The organism is Roseateles sp., assembly GCF_965262435.1.
In the GTDB taxonomy this organism is placed as follows: Bacteria; Pseudomonadota; Gammaproteobacteria; order Burkholderiales; family Burkholderiaceae_C; genus Paucibacter_A.
The window spans coordinates 3,995,808-4,017,438 of record NZ_OZ253537.1 but is presented as its reverse complement, the minus strand read 5'-3'; the positions used below and the strand labels follow the sequence as shown (position 1 = coordinate 4,017,438).

Genomic DNA, 21,631 nt, shown 5'->3' with positions numbered 1-21,631 from the left:
CAATCGATGCAGGGGTTCAAGATTGTTTGTCGGCTTCGGAGGTGAAGGAGTCGGCGTAGAACTCCTCCGCCGGCAGGCCTGCCTTGGCTGTGAAATCGGCGCGTGCAGAGTCGACCATGATGGGCGCCCCGCAGGCATACACCTGGTGGCCGGACAGATCAGGCAGGTCGGCCAGCACCGCCTGGTGGACGAAGCCGCAGCGGCCGGTCCAGCCGTCCTCGGCCTTGGGCTCGGACAGCACCGGTACATAAGTCAGGTTCGGCATCTGGGCCGCGGCCTGCAGCGCCCAATCGTGCATATAGAGATCGGCCTTGCTGCGGCAGCCCCAGTAGAGGACGGCCGGGCGGCTGGTGCCCAGGTGCTGCATGCGCTCGATGATGGCCTTGATCGGCGCAAAACCGGTGCCGCTGGCCAGCAGCACGATGGGCTTGTCGCTGTCCTCGCGCAGGAAGAAGCTGCCGAAGGGGCCTTCCATGCGCAGTATGTCTTTTTCCTTCATGCCGCTGAAGACATGGTCGGTGAACTTGCCGCCGGGCATGTGGCGGATGTGCAGTTCCACCGCGGCCGGCGTGCCCAGATTGTGGGGCGCGTTGGCCATGGAATAGCTGCGGCGGGCGCCGTCGCGCAGGATGAATTCCACATACTGGCCGGCGTGGAACTGGAAGTTCTGCGTGGCCGGCAGCTGCAGGCGGATCACGGCCACATCGCCGCTGGGCTGGCTCATGCTCAGCACGCGGCTGGGCAGCTTGAGGACCTGGAACTCGCCGGCGCCTGGCACGGCGCGCGCTTCCAGCGTGCAGTCGGTTTGCGGGGTGGCGCAGCAGGTCAGCACCATGCCGGCGGCTTCTTCCTCGGGTGTGAGGGTCTTGGGCTGGTGGGCGCCGTGGATCACGCGGCCTTCCAGCAATTTGCTCTTGCACGAGCCGCAAGCGCCGTCCTTGCAGCCATAAGGCAGGCCGACGCCGGCGCGGATGGCGGCGCTGAGCATGGTTTCATCGCGTTCCACGGAGAAGACGCGGCCGCTGGGCTGGACGGTGACCTGGAAGTTCATGTTGGATGCAGGAGGAACAAGAGCTGAGGGATGCAAAGCGGCCGTCGGGCCAAAAAGCAAATTCGGCCCGGGAATGCCGGGCCGTACACTGTGCCGCCATTTTGCCTGAGCCGGATCCGATGTCCTTCAGCCTGCCTTCATTGCCGTCGACCAAGCTCGGCCACCCTGCGCGCCGTTTGGGTCGACCGCGGCTTTTGATCGTGGGTTGTGGCGATGTCGGCATGCGGGTGCTGGGCTTGCTGGCCGGTCGTTGGCAGGTGCGGGCGCTGAGCTCCAGCCCTGAGCGATTTGCCGAGCTGCGCGCGGCGGGCGCCCAGCCGGTGCTGGGCAATCTGGATGAACCGGCGTCTTTGGCGAGTCTGGCCGGCTGGGCCGATGCTGTGCTGCATCTCGCGCCGCCTCCGGGCCAAGGTGAGCGCGACCTGCGCACCTTGAATCTCTTGCGCGCGCTGGCCCGGCGCTCCAAGCCCGCGCATCTGGTCTATGCCAGCACCACGGGCGTCTACGGCGACTGTGCTGGTGCGCGCTTTGACGAGTCGCGCCCGGTGGCGCCGCGCAGCGATCGGGCGCGTCGCCGGGTCGATGCCGAGCGCTTGCTGCGCGGCTTCGGCCCGACCTTTGGCTGCCGGGTGACGATTCTGCGGGTGCCGGGCATCTACGCCGGTAACCGGGTCGGCGGCCATCCGCGTGAACGACTGCAGCGTGGTGCGCCGGTGCTTCGACGCGAAGAGGATGTCTACACCAACCACATCCACGCCGACGATCTCGCGCGGGCCTGCCTGCGCGCGCTTTGGCGCGGGGCGCCGCAGCGGGTGCTTCATGTCTGCGACGACAGCGAGCTCTTGATGGGGGACTACTTCGACCTGGCGGCCGATCTCTGTGGCCTGAGTCGCCCGCCGCGTATCAGCCGCGAAGAGGCGCAGAGCCAGATGTCGGCCATGCAACTGAGCTTCATGAGCGAATCACGGAGGCTGAGCAACCGCCGGCAGAAAACCGAACTCGGCCTGAAGCTGCGCTACCCGCGGCCCGAGGACGGCCTGCTGGCCTGAGCGGGATTCAGTCAGCGCCGGCGCGCCGTGCGCCAGTAGCGGATCAAGAGGTAGGCGCCCAGCATGCCACCCAGATGGGCGAAGTGGGCCACGCCGCTGTTGTTGTTCAGGCCCAGCAGCAACTCCAGCGTGCCGAAGATGGCGACGAAGTACTTGGCCTTCATCGGGATGGGCGGGAACAGCGGCACGATGATGCGGTCCGGGAACAGCATGCCGAAGGACAGCAGCAGGCCGAACAGCGCGCCCGAGGCGCCCACGGTCGGCGCCATCGAGCCCAGCAGGTAGGTGACGATCAGCTGCACCACGGCGGCGCTGATGGTGCTGGCGACCAGGATCTGGGTGTAGCGCTTGGCGCCCCAGACGCGTTCAAGCTCGGAGCCGAACATCCACAGGCCCAGCATATTGAAGAAGAGGTGGAACTCTCCGCCATGCAAGAAGGCGTAGCTCAGGGGCTGCCAGGGCATGAAGCGCCCCGACTCCAGAGGCCAGAGTTCGAACGGGACCTGCAGGCCCGGCACCAGATAGAACAAACAGTACAGGCCCACGCAGGCCAGCATGAAGGCTTTGGTAACCGAAGGGATCGGGGGCATGGGCTCGGGGAGGTTTGGGGTGGGCCGGGCAGGGCGCTTCTTACTTCTTTTTCGGCCCCTGCGTCGGGCGAAGTGTAAGCGCAGCGGCCGGGCCCGGCGGCGGTGATCTCGACGTTACGTGTCGCCACAAGTGGTGTGATGCGCGACGTAGTTGGCATTCATGGGCGCGGAGACTGCGCCGCGTGCATGCCCGCTTGCTTCGGCCGGACGCAAAAAAGCCACCTCAGGGGTGGCTTGATGCGTAGCGTGCTGTAGTGAAACTGCGCAACGCTTTCAGCTTTGATCTATCTGCGACCCTAGTTTTACCTATGGTGCCCGAGGCCGGACTCGAACCGGCACACCTTGCGGCGGGGGATTTTGAGTCCCCTGCGTCTACCGATTCCGCCACCCGGGCCGGGATCGCAGTAGTGTCGCTGCTTAAGCCCACGATTATGCCACGTTTTTAGCGTCGTGCAAAACATCCTCAACGATTGGCTGCGAGAATATTGCTCATGAGCAGCCCCAACCCCCATTCGCAGCGCAAGCATTACCCCAGCCTGGAAGACCTGATCGGCAACACGCCCCTGGTCCGCCTGCAGCGTTTGCTGACGCCTGAACTGGCCGCGCGCGGCAACGTCATCCTGGGCAAGCTGGAGGGCAACAACCCGGCCGGCTCGGTCAAGGACCGACCTGCCATCAGCATGATCCGGCGCGCCGAGGAGCGCGGCGAGGTCAAGCCCGGTGACACCTTGATCGAGGCCACCTCGGGCAACACCGGCATCGCCCTGGCCATGGCCGCGGCGATTCGCGGCTACCGCATGGTGCTGATCATGCCGGAGGACCTGTCCATCGAGCGGGCCCAGACCATGAAGGCCTTCGGCGCCGAGCTGATCCTGACGCCGCGTTCCGGCGGCATGGAATACGCCCGCGACCTGGCCGAGCAGATGCAGCGCGATGGCAAGGGCCGGGTGCTGGACCAGTTCGCCAACGGTGACAACCCGCGCGTGCACTACGAGACCACGGGCCCGGAGATCTGGCGCGACACCGAAGGCCAGATCACCCATTTCGTCAGTGCCATGGGCACGACCGGCACCATCACCGGCACTTCGCGCTACCTGAAAGAGCAGAGCCCTGCGGTGCGCATCATCGGCGCCCAGCCCTCTGAAGGTTCGCGCATTCCTGGCATCCGCAAGTGGCCCGAGGCTTATCTGCCCAAGATTTACCGGCCCGAAGCGGTGGACGAGCTGATGCTGGTCAGCCAGGCCGATGCCGAGGACATGGCGCGCCGCCTGGCCAGCCAGGAAGGGCTGTTTGCCGGTATCTCCGCGGCCGGCGCCTGCTGGGTGGCGCTGCAACTGGCCCGCACGTTGGAGAACGCGACCATCGTCTTCATCGTCTGCGACCGTGGCGACCGCTATCTGTCGACGGGCGTCTTCCCGGCATGAGTCAGGAAACCGCAGCGCCGTTTCGTTTCTGCCCGCTGTGCGCGGCAGGGCTGAAGATGCGCAGCGAGTTGGAAGACAGCGGCCCGACCACACGGCTGCGCTGCAGCGCCTGCAGCTTCACCCACTGGAACAATCCAACGCCGGTGTTGGCCGCGGTGGTGGAGTGCGTGGACCGCGAGGGTCAGGTCTTGCTGGCCCGCAATGCCGCCTGGACCGAGCGCTTCTTCGGCCTGATCACCGGCTTCATGGAGGCCGGCGAGTCGCCCGAGGCCGGTGTCAGCCGTGAAGTGCTGGAAGAAACCGGTCTACGCGTCGAGGGCTTGAGCCTCCTGGGCGTCTGGGACTTCCAGCGCAAGAACCAGCTCATCATTGCCTACCATGTGCGCGTCAGTGGCGAGATCCGGCTCTCGCCCGAATTGGCCGAGTACAAGCTGATCGCGCCCGAGCGCCTGCGCTGCTGGCGCGGCGGCACGGGCCAGGCCTTGGCGACTTGGCTGCGCAGCAAGGGCCTGGAGCCGCAGTGGATGGACTGAGTGGCCTGCAACAGGGGGCAAGCCCGGGTGCAGATCTGCGCCTGGGCGAGGCGCTCGCCACCTAAAATGCAGTGCAAACGAGGATCTCCATGGACGCCCACAAAGAAATCGACACCCGCGGCCTGAACTGCCCCCTGCCCATCCTCAAGGCCAAGAAAGCCCTGGCCGAGATGGAGAGCGGCCAGCTGCTCAAAGTGGTGGCCACTGACCCCGGTTCCATGCGTGACTTTCAGGCCTTTGCCCGCCAGACCGGCAATGAGTTGGTGCAGCAAAGCAGCCAGGGCGAGGAATACATCCACGTGCTCAAGCGTCGCTGAACGCGCCGCCGAGGCAAGCGCGCCCGGCCTCAGTTGCGTGCGTGGGTCACCCGGTATTCGCTGACGCCGGGAATCTCCATCACATGGTTGGCAAAGCGGGTCAGGGTCTCGCCACGGAAATTGCGCCGGGCGGTGCAGACAAAGCGCCATTCTTCGCACTGGGCACTGGATTCGATGCTCAGCGAGCCGGGCGCGAAGCGAAAGCCCAGGCGGTCGGCAAACTCGGCCAGCTCGGCCTGCTGAAACAGGCGCCCGGGCTCGCCGCGCAGCATCACGGCAATGGCCGGGTGTGATGGCAGTTGGCTCTCCAGCTTGGCGCCCCACATCATCAGGCTGGCGCAGAGCAGGGTCAGCATGATGGCAGCGAAATAGAAACCCATGGCCACCAGGATGCCGATGGACGAGGCGGCCCAGAGCGAGGCGGCGGTGGTCAGGCCGCTGATGTTCATGCCTTCCCGCATGATCACGCCGGCGCACAGGAAACCGATGCCGGTGACCACGCCCTGGATCACCCGCGTCGGGTCAGATGAAGGCGGCAGCACGGCGCCGGCCTGCAGGCCGCCGAACCATTGCTGTGGGTAGGCCAGTAGGATGATGACCGCGGCCGAGGCCATGCATACCAGGGCATAGGTGCGCATGCCCGCTGCGCGGCCATGGTAGGCCCGCTCATAGCCAAGAACCAGGCCCAGAATCATGGCGCCCAGCAGGTGCAGCAGCATCAGCACATTGGCTTGCCATTGGGCGGCGGTCCAGTAGCGCAGCAGGTGGTCGAGGTCGAGCAAGCTCATCGGCGTTCTCCGCAATCGGTCTCTGAAAAGCCGGACTCCCTGGCGCGATACTAGTCCTGTGTCTACGGGCTTCGGCCAAGAAAAAAGGTCCCGCAGGACCTTTTTGCTAGCAGCGTGGTGCGGCTCAGACAGCCAGCAGTTCCACCTGGAATAGCAGGGTGGCATTGGGCGGGATCACGCCGCCGGCGCCGCGCGCACCGTAGCCCAGCTCGGCCGGGATCACCAGCATGCGGGTGCCGCCGACCTTCATGCCTTGCACACCTTCGTCCCAGCCGCGAATCACTTCGCCGCCGGCCAGGTGGAAGCGGAACGGGTCGCCGCGGTCCTTGCTGGAATCGAATTTCTTGCCCTTGTTGCCGTTCTTGTACAGCCAGCCGGTGTAGTGCACGGTGACGCGCTGGCCCGCCTTGGCCTCGGCGCCTTCGCCGACCACGGTGTCCTCGAACTGTAGTCCGCTGGGCAGGCTGCTCAGCTTCAACTCGATGGCTTCATCGCCGCCGGCCAGGGCCAGCAGTTCGACTTCAAACATCAACGTGGCATTGGGCGGAATCACGCCGCCGGCGCCGCGTGCGCCATAGCCCAGCTCGGCCGGGATCACCAGCACGCGCGTGCCGCCGATCTTCATGCCTTGCACGCCTTCGTCCCAGCCGCGGATCACCATGCCGCCGTCCAGCTCGAACTTGAAGGGGTCGCGGCGGTCCTTGCTGGAGTCGAACTTGGCGCCCTTGCTCCAGTTGCCGTCGGCGTCCTTGTTGTAGAGCCAGCCGGTGTAATGGACGGTCACGTCATGGCCGGACTTGGCGACGGCGCCTTCGCCGACCACGGTGTCTTCAAACTGCAGGCCGCTGGGGGTGGTGTTCATGGATGGTTCCTTCAAAAAGCGCAAGTCGCCAGAGGGGGACGAAGAGGCCGGCATCATGCCATCAAAAGCCGCCAAGCTTGTGCGGCGCTCGCCAGCCACTCGCCTGTGCTCGTGCCGGGCAAGTCCGGCGGCAGGCTCAGGCTCGTGGCGGCGCTGCGCAGGGCCAGGACGGGATCGTCCAGCTGCAGAGCCGCGGCACCGTTCTGCTTGGACAGCTTCTCGCCATTGGCACCCAGCACCAGGGGCGTGTGCAGATAGCGCGGCGTGGGCAGGCCCAGTAGTTGCTGCAGGCGGATCTGGCGTGGCGTGTTGTCGGCCAGGTCTTCGCCGCGCACCACATCGCTGATGCCTTGCTCGGCATCATCGACCACCACCGCCAGTTGGTAGGCCCAGAGCCCGTCGGCGCGGCGTAGCACATAGTCGCCCACGGCCAGGGTCAGGTCTTGCGTCTGGGTGCCCAGGCGGCGGTCTTGCCAGGTGATCTGAACATGGCTTTCGTCCCGCGGTCCGGCGCTGCTGCGCAGGCGCCATGCGCGCGGCGCCCGGCCCTGGGTGCCCGCACGGCAGGTGCCGGGGTAGACCAGCTCGCCATGGCGTTCCTGCCTGCTGCCCTGGGCCTGCAGGGCCTCCGCAATTTCTCTGCGTGAGCAGGCGCAGCCATAGGCCCAGCCCAGGGCTTGCAAGCGCTCCAGCGTGACTTGGTACAGCTCCGAGCGTTGCGATTGCCAAACGGGGGGCTCATCGGCAATCAGGCCGCAGCGACTCAATTGATCGAGGATGAAACGATCGGCGCCCGGCGGGCAGCGCGGGCTATCCACATCTTCGATGCGTACCAGCCAGCGGCCGCTGTGGGCGCGTGCGTCCAGCCAGCTGGCCAGGGCGGCGACCAGAGACCCCGCATGCAGAGGGCCGGTGGGTGAGGGCGCGAAGCGGCCGGTGTAGCCGGGCCGAGCGAGGCTTGCCCGCATCAGAGCAGCAGCCCCTCGTGTTGTTCCAGCAGCGCGCGGCGGGTGGCCGGGCTCTGCAACTGGCTTAACCACCAGGCCAGGGCGCGCGCCGGCGGCTGGCCGTTGTCGCGCCAGGCGTAGTGCATGGGCACGATGCGTGGCTCTTGGTCGGTCGGCTTGTGCACCAGGCGACCGGCCTCGATATGACGTCGCACCATGGGCGTGGGCAGGGAGCCGCAACCCAGGCCGCGCATCAAAGCTTCCAGCTTGGCTGCCATCGAAGGCATGGTCAGCACCTCCTGGCCTGGCAGCACGCCCACGGTGCGCGGCGCCAGGCTGCGCGCAGTGTCAGCCACGGCGATGATGCGGTGCTGGGCGATCTGTGCTGCCGTCAGCGGCGTGGTGGCCGAAGCGAGGGCATGGTGGGGAGCGACGCAGAGAATCATCTCCATCTGCCCCAGCAACTCGCACTTGAAACCGGCGCTGGGCGGCTGTGTCGAGGTGCCGATGGCCAGATCGGCCTGGCCCGACATCAGCGCCTCCCAGGTGCCCACCATCACCTCCACGCGCAGCTTGAGCCGGGTCGGCGGCGCCTGGCCGGCTTCATCGCGCAGCTGGTAGAAGGCCTCCATCAGGTCGAAGATGGCACGCCGGGCGATGGCATCGTCGACGGCAATCGTCAGCTCGCTTTCCCAGCCAGTGGCAACGCGGCGCACTCGGTTGGCCACGGCGTCCATTTCTTGCAGCAGGCGCCGGCCTTCGAGCAGCAGCTCTTGGCCGGCGGCGGTCAGCTCGGCCTGGCGGCTGCGGCGGTCGAAGAGCAGCACATCGAGCGCCTCTTCGAGCTGGCGCACGCTGTAGGTCAGGGCCGAGGGCACGCGGCCCATTTCCCGGGCCGCGGCGGCGAAGCTGCCGGTGCGGGCGATGGTGTCCATCATGGCCAGCGCCTCAGGGGTCAGGGCGCGGCGTTTGTCGAGTGGGTGGAGCATGGCTTCATCTTATTTGAATGATGGCTTCAAGCGGCCAGCGCCAAGCCTGAGGGCAAGGCTTCTACAGTTCATTCATGCCGCGCCGATGGCGCGCCCCAACAGGAGAAAGACATGCTGGAACTGATCAAATCGTCTGAACGTGGCTTTGCCGATCACGGCTGGCTGAAGTCTTTCCACAGCTTCTCTTTCGCCGATTACCACGACCCGCGCCGCATGGGCTTTGGCGATCTGCGCGTGATCAACGAAGACCGCATTGCGGCCGGTACCGGCTTCGGTACCCACGGTCACCGCGACATGGAAATCATCAGCTATGTGCTGGAGGGCGAGTTGGCCCACCAGGACAGCATGGGCAATGGCGCGCCCGGCGGCGGCGGCCATGACGGCGTGATCCGCCCCGGCGATGTGCAGCGCATGAGCGCCGGCAGCGGTGTGCGTCACAGCGAGTTCAACCATGCCGAGGGTCAGACCACGCATTTCCTGCAGATCTGGATCCAGCCCAACCAGCGCGGGGTGAAGCCGAGCTACGAGCAGCGGCATTTTGCGTCTGAAGAAAAGCGAGGCCGCCTGCGTCTGGTGGCCTCGGGCGAAGCCGGCGCGGATGCCGTTTACATCCATGCTGATGCCAAACTCTATGCGGGCTTGTTTGACGGTGCCGAACAGGCGGAGCTGCCGCTGGCCGCTGGACGCATCGCTTATGTGCACCTGGTGCGCGGCAGCTTGGTGGTCAACGGCCAAGCCTTGCAAGGCGGCGATGCCTTGCAGCTGAGCGGCGAAAGCGCCGTGCGGCTGGAGGCCGGGCAAGACGCCGAGGTGCTGGTTTTTGATCTGATCGCCTGAGTTTTTCCTGCGATCGGGCGATGCCAATGCCTCTACAGTCGAGGTCATGACAAGCTTGTTTTCCGCCCTCTCTTTGCTGCCGTTGGTCGACTGGCTGGCGCTGCTGCTGTTCTTTGCTGCCTGGATTGGCTATGCCATGTTTGCCCGGCGACAGTCTCAGTTCAGCGGCTCCTTGCTGGCCGCCACCAACCGCGAGCGCACGCGCTGGATGATGCAGGTCACCTACCGCGAGGTGCGGGTGATCGACGGGGTGGTGGTGCAGAACCTGTCCACCAGCCCGTCCTTCTTTGCATCGACCACCATCCTGATCATCGGCGGCCTGCTGGCCGTGCTGGGTGCGGGCGACAAGGCCACCGAGCTGGTGCGCGAGCTGCCCTTTGCCGCCCGTACTTCGGACCTGGTGTTCGAGATGAAGCTGGTGCTGCTGACGGCGATTTTTGTCTACGCCTTCTTCCGCTTCACCTGGAGCATGCGCCAGTACACCTTTGGCGCCTTGCTGGTGGGCTCGGCGCCGGACGCCGAGCAGTTCGAGAGCGGCGAGCTCTCGCGTGAAGCCTTTGCCAAGCGCGCCGGCCGCGTCATGGGCCTGGCGGCCGAAACTTTCAACGACGGTCTGCGCGCCTACTACCTGAGCTTCGCCGCCATCGCCTGGTTCTTCTCACCGCTGGCCTTGATGGGCGCGACCTTGGGCGTGATCTACGTGCTCTACCAGCGCGAGTTCCACTCAGACGTGCTGGAAGTCCTGCGCGACGAGTAAGTGCCGGGCGCCTGAGCGCCCCGGGCTGACTTACTTCAAGCCGCCGCTGAGGAACTGCTGAAGGCGCGGGCTGTTGGGCTTGCTCAACACCTCGCGCGGATTGCCCTCTTCCTCGACCTTGCCCTGGTGCAGGAACAAGGTGTAGTTGGACACCTCGCGGGCAAAACCCATCTCATGAGTGACGACGATCATGGTGCGCCCTTCGGCCGCCAGGTCGCGCATGACCTTGAGCACCTCGCCGACCAACTCGGGGTCCAGGGCCGAGGTGGGCTCGTCGAACAGCATCACCTCGGGCTCGACCGCCAGGGCGCGGGCGATGGCCACGCGTTGCTGCTCACCGCCCGATAGCTGGGCCGGGTAGACATCCTTGCGGTGCGAGACACCGACTCGGGCCAGCAAGGCCTCGGCCTTGGCAATCGCCTCGGCCTTGGGCACGCCCAGCACATGGACAGGCGCTTCGATCACGTTCTCCAGCACCGTGCGATGGGCCCAGAGGTTGAAGTTCTGGAACACCATGGCCAGGCGGGCGCGCCAGAGCTGCAGCTGCTTGGCGTCCGCCGCCTTGAGGCTGCCGTCGCGGTCGCGCACCAGCTTGAGCTCTTCGCCGCGCAGGGACAGGCGGCCCTCATAGGGTTGTTCCAGCAGGTTCAGGCAACGCAGAAAGGTGCTCTTACCGGAGCCGGAGGACCCAATCAGGGTGATCACATCGCCCTTTTTGGCGGAAAGGGACACGCCCTTCAGAACCTCACGTTCGCCGTAGCGCTTGTGCAGGTTCTCGACGATCAGGCTGGCGGGCTGGGTTTCAGGCACGGTGGACATCTCGGACAGCTTCTTGGTTTTCTTCTTCTTTGAACTCAGGCGCCCAGCAGCTTGCCGGTGCGCAAGGCTTGCAGGCCGGCCACTTTGCCGACCTTCATGCCGGCCGGTGCGAAGCGCACAAAGTCGCGCGCGAAGAACAGACCGTCGACGGGGCTTTTGAGCTCGGTCACGGCATTGCTGATCGGGTCGATCACATGGGCCAGCACATCACCAGCCGCCACGGTCTCACCGGGCTGGCGCAGAAAGGTCAGCACGCCGGCCACCGGTGCCTTGATCGGCATGCAGCCGGCCAGTGGGCGGGCGTCGCCGACGGCCTCGGGCAAGGCCGGCGCCTCACCGCTGATCAGGCCGCGGTAGCTCAGGAAGTCGATGATGTTCTGGGCATCGGCCTCGGCCAGCGCATGTTCGACATCGGCAGCGCCGCGCAACTCGACCGTCACGGACATGCACGCTTGCTGGATCGGGAACTTGCCTTCGAAGCGCTTGGCCCATTTCCACCAGGTCTGCGAGCAGGCCTCGTCAAACGGCGAGTCGCCGCTTTCCTGAGCCAGCAAGGTGACGCGTGAGCCGATGAAACGGGCCAGCGCCTCGCACTCGGGCCAGCAGGGCGTCTCGGTGTAGAGGTGCATCACGGCCTGGGCATCGCAGTGCAGGTCGAGCACGATGTCGGCATCGCAGCTCAGGCTCATCAGGGTGCGACGCAGGGCTTGCAGCTCCGTGTCCACCGGGGCGGCGGCCACGGCCTTTTTCAGCTCGCGACGCAGCACGCGGGTGTTGTGGTCGGCGTCCTGGTTCAGCTCGCCTTCTGCGGCCAGGGCCGTGGCCTCAATTTGGTCGGGGTAGTGGCGGTTGAAGTTCTCGCCGGTCGTGGTCTCGAAGCGGCCCATGTGCATGTACAGCATTTGCTGCGACAGGCCGATGGGGTTGGCCATGGGCACCAGGATCACTTCGCCGGTGATGCGGCCGGCGGCCTGCAGCATATCGAGCTTCTTGCGCAGGTGGTGGGCCACCAGCATGCCGGGCAGCTCATCGGCATGGAGCGAGGCCTGGATGTAGGCCTTCTGGCCGATGCGCTCGCCGGCCGGCTGGCCGTAGTGCAGCGAGATCAGCTCGCGTTGGGTGCCCGGGGCCGGGGAAATCAGGGGGTGGGTCTGGATCTGCATGGGAGGACGGTATCGGGTTCGGGTTTCAGCGCGGCATCAAGGGCTTGAGCCAGCGTGCCTCGGCCTTGTGGAACAGGGCCACCAGGCTCAGGGTCATCAGGAAGTAGAAGACCGCGGCGGTGATGAAGGCCTCGAAGGGGATGTAGTAGGTCGAGTTGACCTGGCGTGCCGCGCCGGTCAGGTCCATGATGGTGACGATGCTGGCCAGCGAGGTGCCGTGCAGCATGAAGATCGCCTCATTGCTGTAGGCCGGCAGGGAGCGGCGCAGGGCCGAGGGCAGGACGATGCGGCGGAACATCACCCAGCGGCTCATGCCCAGAGACTTGGCGGCTTCGATTTCACCGGCGGGCAGGGCACGGATGCTGCCGGCGATGATTTCGGTGGTGTAAGCGCCGGTGTTGAGCACAAAGCTCAGGCAGGCGCAGAACCAGGCCGAGCTCAGCCAGGGCCAGGCAAAGCTCTCGCGCACCGCCTCGAACTGGGCCAGGCCGTAATAGATCAGGAACAGCTGCACCAACATGGGGGTGCCGCGGAACACATAGGTGTAGACCCAGATCACGCGCGAGATCCAACTGCCGCGCAGGCTGCGCAGCACGCCCAGGGGCACGGCGATCAGCAGGCCCAGCAGCAGTGAAATCACCAGCAGCTCAAAAGTGGCCAGGGCACCGCTCAAATACAGCGGCAGGTTTTCTTGAATCGCTTCCAGGTTCACAGCGTCCCCTTGCGCACACCGATGGAGAAGCGCTTTTCCAGCCAGTTGAAGATCAGCTCCGATACGCTGGTGAAACTCAGGTAGATCAGGGCCACGGCCAGGTAGAAGACGAAGGGCTCGCGGGTCGAGCCGGCCGCTTGCTGGCCGCGCGTCATCAGGTCGGACAGGCCGATCACCGAGACGATGGCGGTGCTCTTGATCAGCACCAGCCAGTTGTTGGACAGGCCCGGCAGGGCATGGCGGAACATCTGCGGCAAGGTGATGCGCCAGGCAATCTGCCAGCCGCTCAGGCCAAAGGCCAGGCCGGCCTCGCGCTGCCCCGGTGGCACGGCCAGAAAGGCGCCGCGGAAGGCCTCGGTCAGGTAGGCACCGAAGATGAAGCCGATGGTCAGCACCCCGGCGACATAGGGGTTGATGTCGATGTATTCCTCATGGCCCAGCCTGAGGGCGATCTCGTTCACGGCCACCTGGCCGCCATAGAAGATCAGCAGCATCAGTACCAGATCGGGCACGCCGCGGATCAGCGTGGTGTAGAGATAGGCCAGACCGCGTGCAAAGCGGAACTTGGAGAGCTTGGCGATGGCGCCCAGCAAACCCAGGGCCATGGCCATCGCCAAAGAGGCCAGGGCCACGCTCAGCGTGACCCCGGCTCCCTCCAGCAGGCTGTTCAGAAAGCCATGCAGGAACATCGAAAACGTCGCTTTTACTTCTGACTTACTTCTTGGGGGCGATGTCGTACGCGAAGTACTTGTCGTTCAGCTTCTTGAAGGTGCCGTTGGCGGCGACCGCAGCAATCGCCTCATTGAACTTCTTGCCCAGGGAGGCGGCATCGGCCTTGCGCATGCCCACGCCGGAGCCCACGCCGAAGTACTTGACGTCGTCATAGCTCGGGCCGACGAAGGCGAAACCCTTGCCTTCGGGCTTGGCCAGGAAGCCTTGGTCGATGGCGACCAGGTCGGCCAGGGTCAGGTCGATACGGCCCGACTTCAGGTCCAGGAAGGCTTGGTCCTGGGTGGCGTAGCGCACGATCTGGCTTTGCTTGAACATGGCATCCGCGAATTTTTCGTGGATGGTGGCGCGCTGCACGCCGATCTTCTTGCCCTTGAGGCCAGCCGGCGAGACGTCCAGCTTGGCATCGGCCTTGGCGGCAAAGCGGGCCGGGGTGTTGTAGTAGGCATTAGAGAAGGCGATGGCCTTCTTGCGCTCGTCGGTGATGGAGACGGAGGCGATGATGGCGTCGACCTTGCGCGCTTGCAGGGCCGGGATCAGGCCGTCAAAGTCCTGCTGCACCAAGGTGCACTCGGCCTTGATTTCGGCGCAATAGGCCATGGCCAGGTCGATCTCGAAGCCCTTGAGCTTGCCATCGGCACCGACTTCAGAGAAAGGCGGGTAGGCGCCTTCCACACCGATGCGGATCTTTTTCCATTCCGGGGCTTGAGCCTGGGCGGCGAAAGAACCGCAAGCCAGGGCGACAAAGGTGCTCAGGACAATCAGATGACGTTTTTGCATGGCCTCTCCAGAGGGGTCAAAAAGGGAAGGGTTGATCTTGCATTGCTTCGCATCGCTTGCTACCTAGGGTTTGAGCGTATGCAAGAACTCGAGCACTGGCTTTAGCGAGGCGGCGGGGTCTTCTTCCTGCGGCACATGGCCCAGGCCGGGCAGCATCACCAGGCGGCTGCCGGCGATGTCGCGCGCAAAGGCCTGCGCGTCGCTTGGTGGCAGCAGGCGGTCACGTTCGCCCCAGAGAATCAGGGTGGGTTGGCGCAGGGATCGGATCCTGGCGGCCTGCTCGCCGCCGCGCCACTGGTCCAGACGCTGGCGCAGCGCTGTGCGATTGCCGGCCCGCAGCGTCAGCTCGAAGTAACGGTCCACCAGCGCAGTGTTGACCCGTTCCGGGTCGCCGTACACCTGGCGGATGCTGTACTCGACCAGCTTGCGCGGCAGCACATGCTCGCTCAGCGGTCCGATCAAGGGCAGGCGGCTCGCCTGCCAGGCCAGCGGCACCTCTTGCGGCGCGAAGGGGTAGCCTGCGGCATCGACCAGGATCAGGGCCTGCACCCGCTCGGGCGCGCGCGCTGCGTATTGCCAAGCGATCTGCCCGCCCAGTGAGTTGCCGCCGAGGATGACGCGCTCCAACTTCAGATGATCGAGCAGGGCGGCCACGAAATCGAGGTAGGCCTCGTCGCGGTAGTCGGCCGAGGGACTGGGGCCGCTGAGGCCGAAGCCGGGCAGATCGACGCTGATGACTCGGCGCTGGGTCGCCAAGGTCTTCACCCAGCCCTCCCAGGTGTGCAAGCTGCTGCTGGTGCCGTGCAGCAGGAGCACGGGCACGGAGTCTCCGGCCGGGCCCTGGTCGCGGATGTGGATGGGCTGACCGCGCAGTTCGATGAAGTCTGAAGGTGGCGGTGCCCATTGCGGCACCAGGCTTTCCAGGCTGCGGTCCGGGGCTTTGCTGGCGCCGAACAGCAGCGCCGCGATGAACAGCAGCGCGCCGAAGACACGCAGCGACCAAGCGGCCAGCTTGTGCCCCATGGTTCGCCCGCCGTTGGCGTCCTCCTCGAGAGGCCGGCGACTCATCGTGGCGCAGCGGCGCGGTGGGCCTCGCTGGCCGGGCGCTGGATTTCGGTGGCCGGCTCCAGTGCGGCGCCCAAGGCCTCGCGCTGGTCGAAGACAAAGCAACTGCCCTGGTAATGCGGGCCGCCGGTCTCCTCGAAATACTTGAGGATGCCACCTTCGAGCTGATAGACCGGGCCGTCCAGATTCTGCTGCTGCAGATAGATGGCCGCCTTCTCACAGCGGATGCCGCCGGTGCAGAAGCTCACCACGGTCTTGCCCAGCAGCTCTTCGCGATGGGCCTGTACGGCCTCGGGAAACTCGCTGAACTTGTGGATGCGCCAGTCGATGGCCCCTTCAAACGTGCCGTAGTCGACCTCGAAGGCATTGCGCGTGTCCAGGGTCACCACCGGCCGGCCCTCGTCGTCATGGCCTTGGTCCAGCCAGCGGGCCAGGGTCGCGGCGGGCAGGGCCGGGGCGCGCGCCTGCTGGTCGGGGCGGATGGTCGGGTGGTTCATGCGGATGATTTCCGGCTTCACCTTGACCAGCAGCTTCTTGAAGGGTACAGCCTCGCTCCAGCTTTCCTTGGGCGCCAGGTCGGCAAAGCGTGCATCCTGGCGCAAGGCGCCCACCCAGGCCATCACCGCCTCGCCGGGGCCGGCCAGAAACAGATTGATGCCTTCTTCCGCCAGCAGCACCGTGCCCTTGAGCTCTAGGCCCAGGGCGCGCTCGTGCAGCAGATCGCGCAGCGCTGCGCAGTCCGGCAGCGGCACGAACTTGTAGGCGGAAATATTGAGAACGGGCAGGGCGTTGGCGTTCGGCATGGTCGGGCGAATTGTAGGCAGTCAGGTCGGCGTGGGCGGTGTTCCAATGCGCAGATGGACACCCTGCAGAACATCGAGACCCGCCTGGTCGATCTGGAAATCAAGGCTTCGTTCACCGAAGACCTGGTGGAACAGCTGAACCAAATCATCGTGCGCCAGCAGCAGCAGCTCGAGGCGCTGACCCGCGAATTGCTGGCCTTGCGCGAGCGCCCGACGTTGGAGGGCGCCGGTCCGGGCTTTCGCAGCTTGCGCGACGACCTGCCGCCGCATTACTGAAGTTGGCGGCAGCGGCGCGGCCTCAGAGGGTGAGAACTTTTGTAGCGAGCGGCAGTCAGACTAGGCGGGCGGAGCGCAGGAACCGGAACGTACTCTATGTACGAGAGGATTCCGAGCATTCGGCCAACGACGTATGGCGGCTGCGCAGTAAAAAGTTTTCACCCTCTCAGTGCAGGGCTTCGCCGTCCGGTGCGCCGGCCATACCGACGCTGAACACGGCTTCGCCGAGGCTGCCGACCTCGATTTCTTCGGCCGAGGCTTCGCGCACATCGCGCACCTTGATGTACATGCGCAGGCCCACACCGGCCAGCGGGTGGTTGCCGTCCAGCACCACATGCTCGGGGTAGGCTTCGGTGACGGTGAAGATCAGACCGTCCGGCATGTCCTCGGTCACGGCGCCTTCGGGCAGGCCTTCGATCTGCATGCCGGGCTCGACACCGTCGGGGAAGAGGCTGCGCGCCTCAAAACAGACCAGACGGGAGTCGTAGTCGCCGAAGGCATGCTCGGGCTCCAGGGCCACGGCCGCTTCGAAGCCGGCTTCCTGGCCAAGCAGAGCCTCTTCAACCTTGGCGAACAGATCGTTGCCACCGTAGAAAAACTCCAGCGGTTCGGCCAGCTCGTCGATCAACTGGCCTTGGGCATCTTCGAGTCTCCAGCTCAGGGAGACCACACAGGGGGCGGAAATTTGCATGCCCGTATTGTTCCACAAGGCTTTTTGGCAGCCGGGTGCGCCGGCCAGGTTTGCGACAAGCTAAGGTCTCATGCCCGCCTCGCGGCGCGAGGTCGGCGCAATCGTCAGGCGACAATGCGGCCATGAACATCCAAGCCAAACTTCCGCTGCTGGGCGGCCTCAGCCCCGAACAATTCATGCGTCGCCATTGGCAGAAGAAGCCGCTGCTGGTGCGACAGGCCTTTCCCGGCATCCGCCCGCCGGTCAGCCGCAGCGAGCTGGCTGTGCTGGCGGCCAGCGAGGATGTGGAATCGCGCCTGGTCTCGCAATTCAACGACAAGTGGGCCCTCAAGCAGGGGCCGGTGGCCAAGCTTCCGCCTTTCAGCAAGCCTGGCTGGACCCTCTTGGTTCAGGGCCTGGATCTGCATGTGCAGGCCGCGCATGAGCTGCTGGCGCAGTTCCGTTTCGTGCCTGAGGCGCGGTTGGACGACTTGATGATCTCCTATGCCAGCGACGGCGGCGGTGTCGGCCCGCACTTCGATTCCTACGATGTCTTCCTGATCCAGGTTCATGGCCAGCGCCGCTGGCGCATCGGCCGCCAGGGTGTGGCGACCACGGGTGCGCTGCGTAAAGGCGTGCCGGTCAAGCTGTTGGCCGATTTCGAGCCGGAAGAAGAGTTCGTGCTCGAGGCCGGCGACATGCTCTATTTGCCACCCGGCAGGGCTCACGACGGCATCGCCATCGGCGAATGCATGACCTGCTCAGTGGGTTTTCGCACGCCTTGGCGTGCCGAGCTGGCGCGCGAGCTGCTCCAGCGCTTGATGGACGATGATTCCAAGAGTTATGCCAACCGCATGTATGCCGACCCCAAGCAGCCGGCCACCGAGGCGCCGGGCTTGGTGCCGCAGCAGTTGCTGGATTTCTCCCGCGACGCGGTCGAGCGTGCGCTGCGCGAGCCCCTGGCCCTGGAGCGGGCGCTGGGCGAGGCACTGACCGAGCCCAAGCCGCGCGTGTGGTTCGATCCGGGGCAGACCTTGTCGGCCGAGGCGGGTGCCTGCCTGGATCGCCGCAGCCGCATGATGTACGACGCGTCCCATGTTTTCATCAACGGCGAGTCCTTCCGAGCCGGTGGCCGAGATGCGCGCCTGATGCGGGTCCTGGCTGACCAGCGCGAGCTGACGGCCAAGCAGGTGATGCAGCTGTCCGAGGATGCGCGCGACTTGTTGAACCTCTGGGCCGAAGACGGCTGGGTGCGGGTGTCCGATGCCAGCGCGGAGGCTTGATTGGCAGCGGGCCCAGCTCCGCTGCAAGCCGGTGAATTCAGCGGCCGTGCCGAGTTTCAGCAGGCCCTGCGTCTGGCTGTCGCCCAGGCATGCGCGCAGGACAGTGTTGAGCTCGGTGCGTTCGATCCGGATTTCAGCCTTTGGCCCTGGTCAGAGGCTGGGCTGCTGGACCAGCTGAGCGGCTGGGCGCGGGCGCAGCCTGCCGGCCGACGCCTGCGTTTGCTGGCGCCGCAGTTCGACGGCATGCGGCGAGCCCATCCGCGTTTTGTCGCCTGGCGGGGGCGCTATGGGCATTGTGTGCAAGCGCGGGCCTTCGAGCCCGAGGCCATGGCCGCCGTTGGGCCTGGCGGGCCGGTGGCCTTGTTTTGGGCCCGCTCCGAGTCGGCCTGTGTCACCGTGCGTTTGTTGAGTACGCGCAACTGGCGCGGCAGCGTGTCTTTCGATGCGGCCGAACTTGTGCGATGGGCGGAATGGTTTGACGCGATCGCACAACATTCTTACGAAAGCTTTGCAGCGACTACCTTGGGCCTGTAAAAGATGCCAAAAGCAATGGCTATAATTGGCGGCTAGGTGAAGAAAGCGCTCGAGGTTTTCCTCGCCTTGTCATGCCGAAGTTCTGCGACGGCGCGCTGCTGAAAAGTGTTTGCGTCGTGGCGTTGCTTCAAAAAATTACCGGTAATTGCATCTTCGTTTAACGAATTTTGAGGACAAGTATGAACAAGTCGATCCTGTTGGCTGCTGTGCTGGCTGCTGTTGCTCTGACCGCTTGCGGCAAGAAGGAAGAAGCCGCTCCCGTGGCCGCCCCCGCTGTGGAAGCTTCGGCTCCTGCTGCTCCCGCCATGGACGCTTCGGCTCCTGCTGCTGACGCATCGGCTCCTGCCGCTGCTGACGCTGCTTCGGCTGCTGCCAGCAAGTAATCGGTCTCCGATCACTTGATAAAACCGCCCGGCCGTAAGGCTCGGCGGTTTTTTCACGTCTGCTGTTTGCTGCTGGTCCCGCGCTTCAGAGCGTGATCCAGTCGAGCCCTTCGGCTTGCGAGGCCACGGGCACCTCCTCAGGCCGGCAGCCGCGCACTGCCGCCACGGCCGCCGCCGCCAACTCCGGCCGGTTGTTGCGCTCGCTCAGGTGGGCCGCGGCCACCGCGCCCAAATCCGAATGAAGCAGTGAAGTCAGCAAGCTTGCGCTGGCCTCGTTGGACAGATGGCCGTGGCTGCCGAGGATGCGGCGCTTGAGGCTGGCCGGGTAGTTGGACGCGCGCAGCAGTGCTTCATCGTGATTGCATTCCAGCAGCAAGGCGTCCAGGCCTTGTAGGGCTTGGACCACGCTGGCGCAAACATGGCCGACGTCGGTGATCACGCCCAGATGCTGTCGGCCGTCGTTGCAGCGCAGTTGCAGCGGTTCTTCGGCATCGTGCGGCACGGCAAAGGGGTGCAGCTGCAAGTCACCGAGTTCCAGGGTGTCGCCGCTGCGGGTGAAATGCAGCAGCTTGCGGTCGAAGCCTGCTAGGTCCGCGGCGCGCCTCTCGATGGCACCCCAAGTGCCGCGGCTCGTCCAGATCGGAATCCGGTGCGCTTGCGCCAGCTTGAGCACGCAACCGGCATGGTCGCCATGCTCATGGGTGATGAAGACCGCGCTGAGCGCCTCCGGCTTGGTGCCGGCGCGCAGCAGGCGCCGGCTCAGTTCGCGGAAGCTGAAGCCGCAGTCGACCAGGATCTGCGTGTCGGTGATGCCCTGGCTGGCTTCGATCAGGGTGGCATTGCCGCCGCTGCCGCTGCCCAGGCTGCAAAAACGCATGCCCATGGTGTCTCGATCCTGAACGTCAATGAAAAACGCCGCTCACCCTTGGGGTGGCGGCGTTGCGGGCCGGTCTGCCTGTCGATCAGCGCAGATCGTCCATCAGCAGATTGAGGATGCGCTTGGCAATCTCATTGGTTTGCTGCTGGCCCTTGTCGTCCAGCACGGTGATGGTCGACTGTTCGCCCTCGGACTTGACCGAGACGCGGTAACGCGTGGACGTTGCGGCCTTGTCGCCGCTGAACAGGCGTTCGAAGAAGTTGGGTTCTTCTTTGCCGGCCTGGTTAGGGTCGGCATAACGCAGGAAGAACAGGCCCAGCTTGCGGTCGCGGTCTTCCACGGTGAAACCATGGCGGTCCAGCGACTGGCCAACCCGGCGCCAAGCGCGCTCGAAGCCTTCGCTGACCTTGATGGCGTCCGGCACTTCCGACAGCGGACGGCCGGCTGTGATCACGGTGGTCGGGGCGGCGCTCTTGCCCGACGCGGCGGCCGGCACATCGGCCACGGCCGCCTTGGCCAGCTCTTCCTTGGCGCCCAGCTTGAGCATCAGGCGCGACAGCAGCTCGGCTTCCAGCTGCGGGTCACTGGGGCGCGGCTGCCAGGCGGTGTTGTCCTTCTGCGGGCCGGTGTAGACCTCGACCATGCCGCGGTGGCTGATGAAGATCTCGGTGCCCTTGCCATCAGCGCTGCGCTCGATGCGGGTGCGGAACATATCGCGCTCACCGGTCGAGTACAGGCCGTCGAAGACCTTGCCGATGGTCGAGCGGATGATGTCCTGCGGCAGCTTGGCGCGGTTCTCGTTCCAGTTGGTTTCCATGACGCCGACTTCGGCGGCGTCCTTGCTCAGCTCAAAGCCGCGCTGTTGCCAGAACTCGCGCAGCTGTGGCCAGAGTTGCTCGGGCGTGAGCGAGCTACGCAACCAGCGCGTGTTGGCATTGCGCTCCAGGCGCAAGTCGCCGACGGCGTTCAGGGCTACGGTGTTGGCCGGGCTCAGGCCGCTGGCGCTGACCTTGGGTGCGGTATTGGCTTGCTGCAAGGCATTGGCGCTGACCGAGCCGCCGGCATTGCCGCTGCGGCTGTCGCGAGCCAATTGGGTCAGATCCGGTGGCACGTCCAGGCCGGCGGTCTGGCGGGCGTTGGCGCGGTAATCGACCTTGTCCGAGGAAAAGATGCCGTCCGTCGTGCTGCATGCAGCCAGCGAACCCAGCATCAGCAGGCAAGCCAGGCGCACCGGGGTGGCCGAGGAGGAAACAAAAGAGGAGGAACGAGTCACGCTAGACATCTCCGGGGGCAAGGGAGCGACGGTTGGGCTTTGTGAGCCGGCCCCGAGGGGCGGGTGGCACGCAAAGCTGCTGCGGATTAGAGCAGACTAGAAATGGTGAGCAATGGAAAT

General features: G+C 65.4%; 26 protein-coding genes, 1 tRNA gene and 1 pseudogene. 10 read left to right on the top strand and 18 right to left on the bottom strand.

Annotation, left to right across the window (positions count from 1 at the left end; translation table 11 throughout):
- Positions 1-16: 16 nt before the first annotated feature.
- The gene (locus tag ACQY39_RS17325) at positions 17-1,051 is read right to left on the bottom strand and encodes a CDP-6-deoxy-delta-3,4-glucoseen reductase (RefSeq protein WP_428508303.1); all 1,035 of its coding nucleotides are present in this window, start codon (positions 1,049-1,051) and stop codon (positions 17-19) included.
- 119 nt (positions 1,052-1,170) lie between these two features.
- Between ACQY39_RS17325 and ACQY39_RS17320 the strand changes: the two genes are divergently transcribed.
- The gene (locus ACQY39_RS17320) at positions 1,171-2,100 is read left to right on the top strand and encodes an SDR family oxidoreductase (protein ID WP_428508301.1); all 930 of its coding nucleotides are present in this window, start codon (positions 1,171-1,173) and stop codon (positions 2,098-2,100) included.
- An 11-nt stretch (positions 2,101-2,111) separates the two neighbouring features.
- On the opposite strand, the gene ACQY39_RS17315 is transcribed toward ACQY39_RS17320, so the two are convergent.
- Together ACQY39_RS17315 and ACQY39_RS17310 are read right to left on the bottom strand one after the other, a co-directional pair.
- Positions 2,112-2,690 carry a rhomboid family intramembrane serine protease gene (locus tag ACQY39_RS17315; RefSeq protein WP_428508299.1) on the bottom strand — a complete coding sequence of 193 codons (579 nt, stop codon included), beginning with the start codon at positions 2,688-2,690 and terminating at the stop codon, positions 2,112-2,114.
- Between the two features lie 309 nt (positions 2,691-2,999).
- Positions 3,000-3,084, bottom strand: a tRNA-Leu gene (locus tag ACQY39_RS17310).
- Between the two features lie 97 nt (positions 3,085-3,181).
- On the opposite strand from ACQY39_RS17310, the gene cysM reads away from it, so the two are divergent.
- From cysM to ACQY39_RS17295, 3 genes are all read left to right on the top strand, one after another.
- Positions 3,182-4,114, top strand: a complete 933-nt coding sequence (cysM, locus tag ACQY39_RS17305; RefSeq protein WP_428508297.1) for a cysteine synthase CysM — start codon at positions 3,182-3,184, stop codon at positions 4,112-4,114.
- Positions 4,111-4,647, top strand: coding sequence for an NUDIX domain-containing protein (locus ACQY39_RS17300; RefSeq protein WP_428508295.1), 537 nt, complete (start codon positions 4,111-4,113; stop codon positions 4,645-4,647). Before cysM ends, ACQY39_RS17300 begins: the two co-directional genes overlap by 4 nt.
- A gap of 89 nt (positions 4,648-4,736) precedes the next feature.
- Positions 4,737-4,964, top strand: a complete 228-nt coding sequence (locus tag ACQY39_RS17295; protein ID WP_102767028.1) for a sulfurtransferase TusA family protein — start codon at positions 4,737-4,739, stop codon at positions 4,962-4,964.
- A 29-nt stretch (positions 4,965-4,993) separates the two neighbouring features.
- Here the strand turns inward: ACQY39_RS17295 and ACQY39_RS17290 are convergent, their stop codons facing one another.
- The 5 genes and pseudogenes from ACQY39_RS17290 to ACQY39_RS17270 form a co-directional block, all read right to left on the bottom strand.
- A complete protein-coding gene (locus tag ACQY39_RS17290) occupies positions 4,994-5,752 on the bottom strand; it encodes an MgtC/SapB family protein (protein WP_428508292.1) in 759 nt (252 codons plus the stop codon).
- 124 nt (positions 5,753-5,876) lie between these two features.
- On the bottom strand, positions 5,877-6,224 hold the full coding sequence (locus ACQY39_RS17285; RefSeq protein WP_263563148.1) for an FKBP-type peptidyl-prolyl cis-trans isomerase: 348 nt from the start codon (positions 6,222-6,224) through the stop codon (positions 5,877-5,879).
- Positions 6,225-6,254: 30 nt separating this feature from the next.
- Positions 6,255-6,614, bottom strand: a pseudogene (locus tag ACQY39_RS17280) (FKBP-type peptidyl-prolyl cis-trans isomerase); the annotation flags it as partial.
- 53 nt (positions 6,615-6,667) lie between these two features.
- A complete protein-coding gene (gene gluQRS / locus ACQY39_RS17275; RefSeq protein WP_428508290.1) occupies positions 6,668-7,582 on the bottom strand; it encodes a tRNA glutamyl-Q(34) synthetase GluQRS in 915 nt (304 codons plus the stop codon).
- Positions 7,582-8,550 (bottom strand): LysR family transcriptional regulator, encoded by a 969-nt coding sequence (locus ACQY39_RS17270; protein ID WP_428508288.1) that lies wholly within the window; start codon positions 8,548-8,550, stop codon positions 7,582-7,584. Before ACQY39_RS17270 ends, gluQRS begins: the two co-directional genes overlap by 1 nt.
- A gap of 111 nt (positions 8,551-8,661) precedes the next feature.
- Between ACQY39_RS17270 and ACQY39_RS17265 the strand changes: the two genes are divergently transcribed.
- The gene (locus ACQY39_RS17265) at positions 8,662-9,387 is read left to right on the top strand and encodes a pirin family protein (protein ID WP_428508286.1); all 726 of its coding nucleotides are present in this window, start codon (positions 8,662-8,664) and stop codon (positions 9,385-9,387) included.
- A gap of 46 nt (positions 9,388-9,433) precedes the next feature.
- Positions 9,434-10,144, top strand: coding sequence for a DUF599 domain-containing protein (locus ACQY39_RS17260; RefSeq protein WP_428508284.1), 711 nt, complete (start codon positions 9,434-9,436; stop codon positions 10,142-10,144).
- 30 nt (positions 10,145-10,174) lie between these two features.
- Here ACQY39_RS17260 and ACQY39_RS17255 read toward each other — a convergent pair whose 3' ends face one another.
- From ACQY39_RS17255 to ACQY39_RS17225, 7 genes are all read right to left on the bottom strand, one after another.
- Positions 10,175-10,963 carry an ABC transporter ATP-binding protein gene (locus tag ACQY39_RS17255; protein ID WP_428508282.1) on the bottom strand — a complete coding sequence of 263 codons (789 nt, stop codon included), beginning with the start codon at positions 10,961-10,963 and terminating at the stop codon, positions 10,175-10,177.
- 35 nt (positions 10,964-10,998) lie between these two features.
- Positions 10,999-12,126, bottom strand: coding sequence for a succinylglutamate desuccinylase/aspartoacylase family protein (locus ACQY39_RS17250; RefSeq protein ID WP_428508280.1), 1,128 nt, complete (start codon positions 12,124-12,126; stop codon positions 10,999-11,001).
- A gap of 25 nt (positions 12,127-12,151) precedes the next feature.
- Positions 12,152-12,838 carry an ABC transporter permease gene (locus tag ACQY39_RS17245; protein WP_263520439.1) on the bottom strand — a complete coding sequence of 229 codons (687 nt, stop codon included), beginning with the start codon at positions 12,836-12,838 and terminating at the stop codon, positions 12,152-12,154.
- Entirely contained in the window at positions 12,835-13,527 is a 693-nt protein-coding gene (locus ACQY39_RS17240) for an ABC transporter permease (RefSeq protein ID WP_263563090.1), read from the bottom strand. The genes ACQY39_RS17245 and ACQY39_RS17240 overlap by 4 nt, the downstream gene beginning before the upstream one ends.
- Positions 13,528-13,552: 25 nt before the next feature.
- On the bottom strand, positions 13,553-14,347 hold the full coding sequence (locus ACQY39_RS17235; protein ID WP_428508277.1) for an ABC transporter substrate-binding protein: 795 nt from the start codon (positions 14,345-14,347) through the stop codon (positions 13,553-13,555).
- A 63-nt stretch (positions 14,348-14,410) separates the two neighbouring features.
- Positions 14,411-15,415, bottom strand: coding sequence for an alpha/beta fold hydrolase (locus ACQY39_RS17230; RefSeq protein ID WP_428508275.1), 1,005 nt, complete (start codon positions 15,413-15,415; stop codon positions 14,411-14,413).
- A complete protein-coding gene (locus tag ACQY39_RS17225; RefSeq protein WP_428508273.1) occupies positions 15,412-16,215 on the bottom strand; it encodes a sulfurtransferase in 804 nt (267 codons plus the stop codon). Before ACQY39_RS17225 ends, ACQY39_RS17230 begins: the two co-directional genes overlap by 4 nt.
- 54 nt (positions 16,216-16,269) lie before the next feature.
- Here ACQY39_RS17225 and ACQY39_RS17220 point away from each other — a divergent pair, with 54 nt between their 5' ends.
- A complete protein-coding gene (locus ACQY39_RS17220) occupies positions 16,270-16,491 on the top strand; it encodes a SlyX family protein (protein WP_428508271.1) in 222 nt (73 codons plus the stop codon).
- Positions 16,492-16,657: 166 nt separating this feature from the next.
- Here the strand turns inward: ACQY39_RS17220 and ACQY39_RS17215 are convergent, their stop codons facing one another.
- Positions 16,658-17,182: an FKBP-type peptidyl-prolyl cis-trans isomerase gene (locus ACQY39_RS17215; RefSeq protein WP_428508269.1), complete on the bottom strand. Its 525-nt coding sequence runs from the start codon at positions 17,180-17,182 to the stop codon at positions 16,658-16,660.
- A 122-nt stretch (positions 17,183-17,304) separates the two neighbouring features.
- On the opposite strand from ACQY39_RS17215, the gene ACQY39_RS17210 reads away from it, so the two are divergent.
- From ACQY39_RS17210 to ACQY39_RS17200, 3 genes are all read left to right on the top strand, one after another.
- Positions 17,305-18,444 carry a JmjC domain-containing protein gene (locus ACQY39_RS17210; protein WP_428508267.1) on the top strand — a complete coding sequence of 380 codons (1,140 nt, stop codon included), beginning with the start codon at positions 17,305-17,307 and terminating at the stop codon, positions 18,442-18,444.
- On the top strand, positions 18,445-18,978 hold the full coding sequence (locus ACQY39_RS17205) for a hypothetical protein (RefSeq protein ID WP_428508265.1): 534 nt from the start codon (positions 18,445-18,447) through the stop codon (positions 18,976-18,978).
- A gap of 179 nt (positions 18,979-19,157) precedes the next feature.
- A complete protein-coding gene (locus tag ACQY39_RS17200) occupies positions 19,158-19,361 on the top strand; it encodes a hypothetical protein (RefSeq protein ID WP_263520452.1) in 204 nt (67 codons plus the stop codon).
- An 85-nt stretch (positions 19,362-19,446) separates the two neighbouring features.
- Here ACQY39_RS17200 and ACQY39_RS17195 read toward each other — a convergent pair whose 3' ends face one another.
- On the bottom strand, positions 19,447-20,244 hold the full coding sequence (locus tag ACQY39_RS17195; protein WP_428508263.1) for an MBL fold metallo-hydrolase: 798 nt from the start codon (positions 20,242-20,244) through the stop codon (positions 19,447-19,449).
- 79 nt (positions 20,245-20,323) lie between these two features.
- Entirely contained in the window at positions 20,324-21,520 is a 1,197-nt protein-coding gene (gene bamC, locus ACQY39_RS17190) for an outer membrane protein assembly factor BamC (RefSeq protein ID WP_428508261.1), read from the bottom strand.
- Between the last annotated feature and the right edge of the window lie 111 nt (positions 21,521-21,631).

What these genes read in the sequence shown, in the direction of transcription:
- ACQY39_RS17235 (WP_428508277.1), bottom strand. Translation starts at nt 14,347, where the DNA reads ATGCAAAAACGTCATCTGATTGTCCTGAGCACCTTTGTCGCCCTGGCT.
- ACQY39_RS17265 (WP_428508286.1), top strand. Translation starts at nt 8,662, where the DNA reads ATGCTGGAACTGATCAAATCGTCTGAACGTGGCTTTGCCGATCACGGC.
- ACQY39_RS17215 (WP_428508269.1), bottom strand. Translation starts at nt 17,182, where the DNA reads ATGCAAATTTCCGCCCCCTGTGTGGTCTCCCTGAGCTGGAGACTCGAA.
- ACQY39_RS17325 (WP_428508303.1), bottom strand. Translation starts at nt 1,051, where the DNA reads ATGAACTTCCAGGTCACCGTCCAGCCCAGCGGCCGCGTCTTCTCCGTG.
- ACQY39_RS17230 (WP_428508275.1), bottom strand. Translation starts at nt 15,415, where the DNA reads ATGAGTCGCCGGCCTCTCGAGGAGGACGCCAACGGCGGGCGAACCATG.
- ACQY39_RS17240 (WP_263563090.1), bottom strand. Translation starts at nt 13,527, where the DNA reads ATGTTCCTGCATGGCTTTCTGAACAGCCTGCTGGAGGGAGCCGGGGTC.
- ACQY39_RS17225 (WP_428508273.1), bottom strand. Translation starts at nt 16,215, where the DNA reads ATGCCGAACGCCAACGCCCTGCCCGTTCTCAATATTTCCGCCTACAAG.
- ACQY39_RS17255 (WP_428508282.1), bottom strand. Translation starts at nt 10,963, where the DNA reads ATGTCCACCGTGCCTGAAACCCAGCCCGCCAGCCTGATCGTCGAGAAC.
- ACQY39_RS17200 (WP_263520452.1), top strand. Translation starts at nt 19,158, where the DNA reads ATGAACAAGTCGATCCTGTTGGCTGCTGTGCTGGCTGCTGTTGCTCTG.
- bamC (WP_428508261.1), bottom strand. Translation starts at nt 21,520, where the DNA reads ATGTCTAGCGTGACTCGTTCCTCCTCTTTTGTTTCCTCCTCGGCCACC.
- gluQRS (WP_428508290.1), bottom strand. Translation starts at nt 7,582, where the DNA reads ATGCGGGCAAGCCTCGCTCGGCCCGGCTACACCGGCCGCTTCGCGCCC.
- ACQY39_RS17295 (WP_102767028.1), top strand. Translation starts at nt 4,737, where the DNA reads ATGGACGCCCACAAAGAAATCGACACCCGCGGCCTGAACTGCCCCCTG.
- ACQY39_RS17315 (WP_428508299.1), bottom strand. Translation starts at nt 2,690, where the DNA reads ATGCCCCCGATCCCTTCGGTTACCAAAGCCTTCATGCTGGCCTGCGTG.
- ACQY39_RS17320 (WP_428508301.1), top strand. Translation starts at nt 1,171, where the DNA reads ATGTCCTTCAGCCTGCCTTCATTGCCGTCGACCAAGCTCGGCCACCCT.
- ACQY39_RS17195 (WP_428508263.1), bottom strand. Translation starts at nt 20,244, where the DNA reads ATGGGCATGCGTTTTTGCAGCCTGGGCAGCGGCAGCGGCGGCAATGCC.
- ACQY39_RS17290 (WP_428508292.1), bottom strand. Translation starts at nt 5,752, where the DNA reads ATGAGCTTGCTCGACCTCGACCACCTGCTGCGCTACTGGACCGCCGCC.
- cysM (WP_428508297.1), top strand. Translation starts at nt 3,182, where the DNA reads ATGAGCAGCCCCAACCCCCATTCGCAGCGCAAGCATTACCCCAGCCTG.
- ACQY39_RS17250 (WP_428508280.1), bottom strand. Translation starts at nt 12,126, where the DNA reads ATGCAGATCCAGACCCACCCCCTGATTTCCCCGGCCCCGGGCACCCAA.
- ACQY39_RS17270 (WP_428508288.1), bottom strand. Translation starts at nt 8,550, where the DNA reads ATGCTCCACCCACTCGACAAACGCCGCGCCCTGACCCCTGAGGCGCTG.
- ACQY39_RS17210 (WP_428508267.1), top strand. Translation starts at nt 17,305, where the DNA reads ATGAACATCCAAGCCAAACTTCCGCTGCTGGGCGGCCTCAGCCCCGAA.
- ACQY39_RS17260 (WP_428508284.1), top strand. Translation starts at nt 9,434, where the DNA reads ATGACAAGCTTGTTTTCCGCCCTCTCTTTGCTGCCGTTGGTCGACTGG.
- ACQY39_RS17300 (WP_428508295.1), top strand. Translation starts at nt 4,111, where the DNA reads ATGAGTCAGGAAACCGCAGCGCCGTTTCGTTTCTGCCCGCTGTGCGCG.
- ACQY39_RS17220 (WP_428508271.1), top strand. Translation starts at nt 16,270, where the DNA reads ATGGACACCCTGCAGAACATCGAGACCCGCCTGGTCGATCTGGAAATC.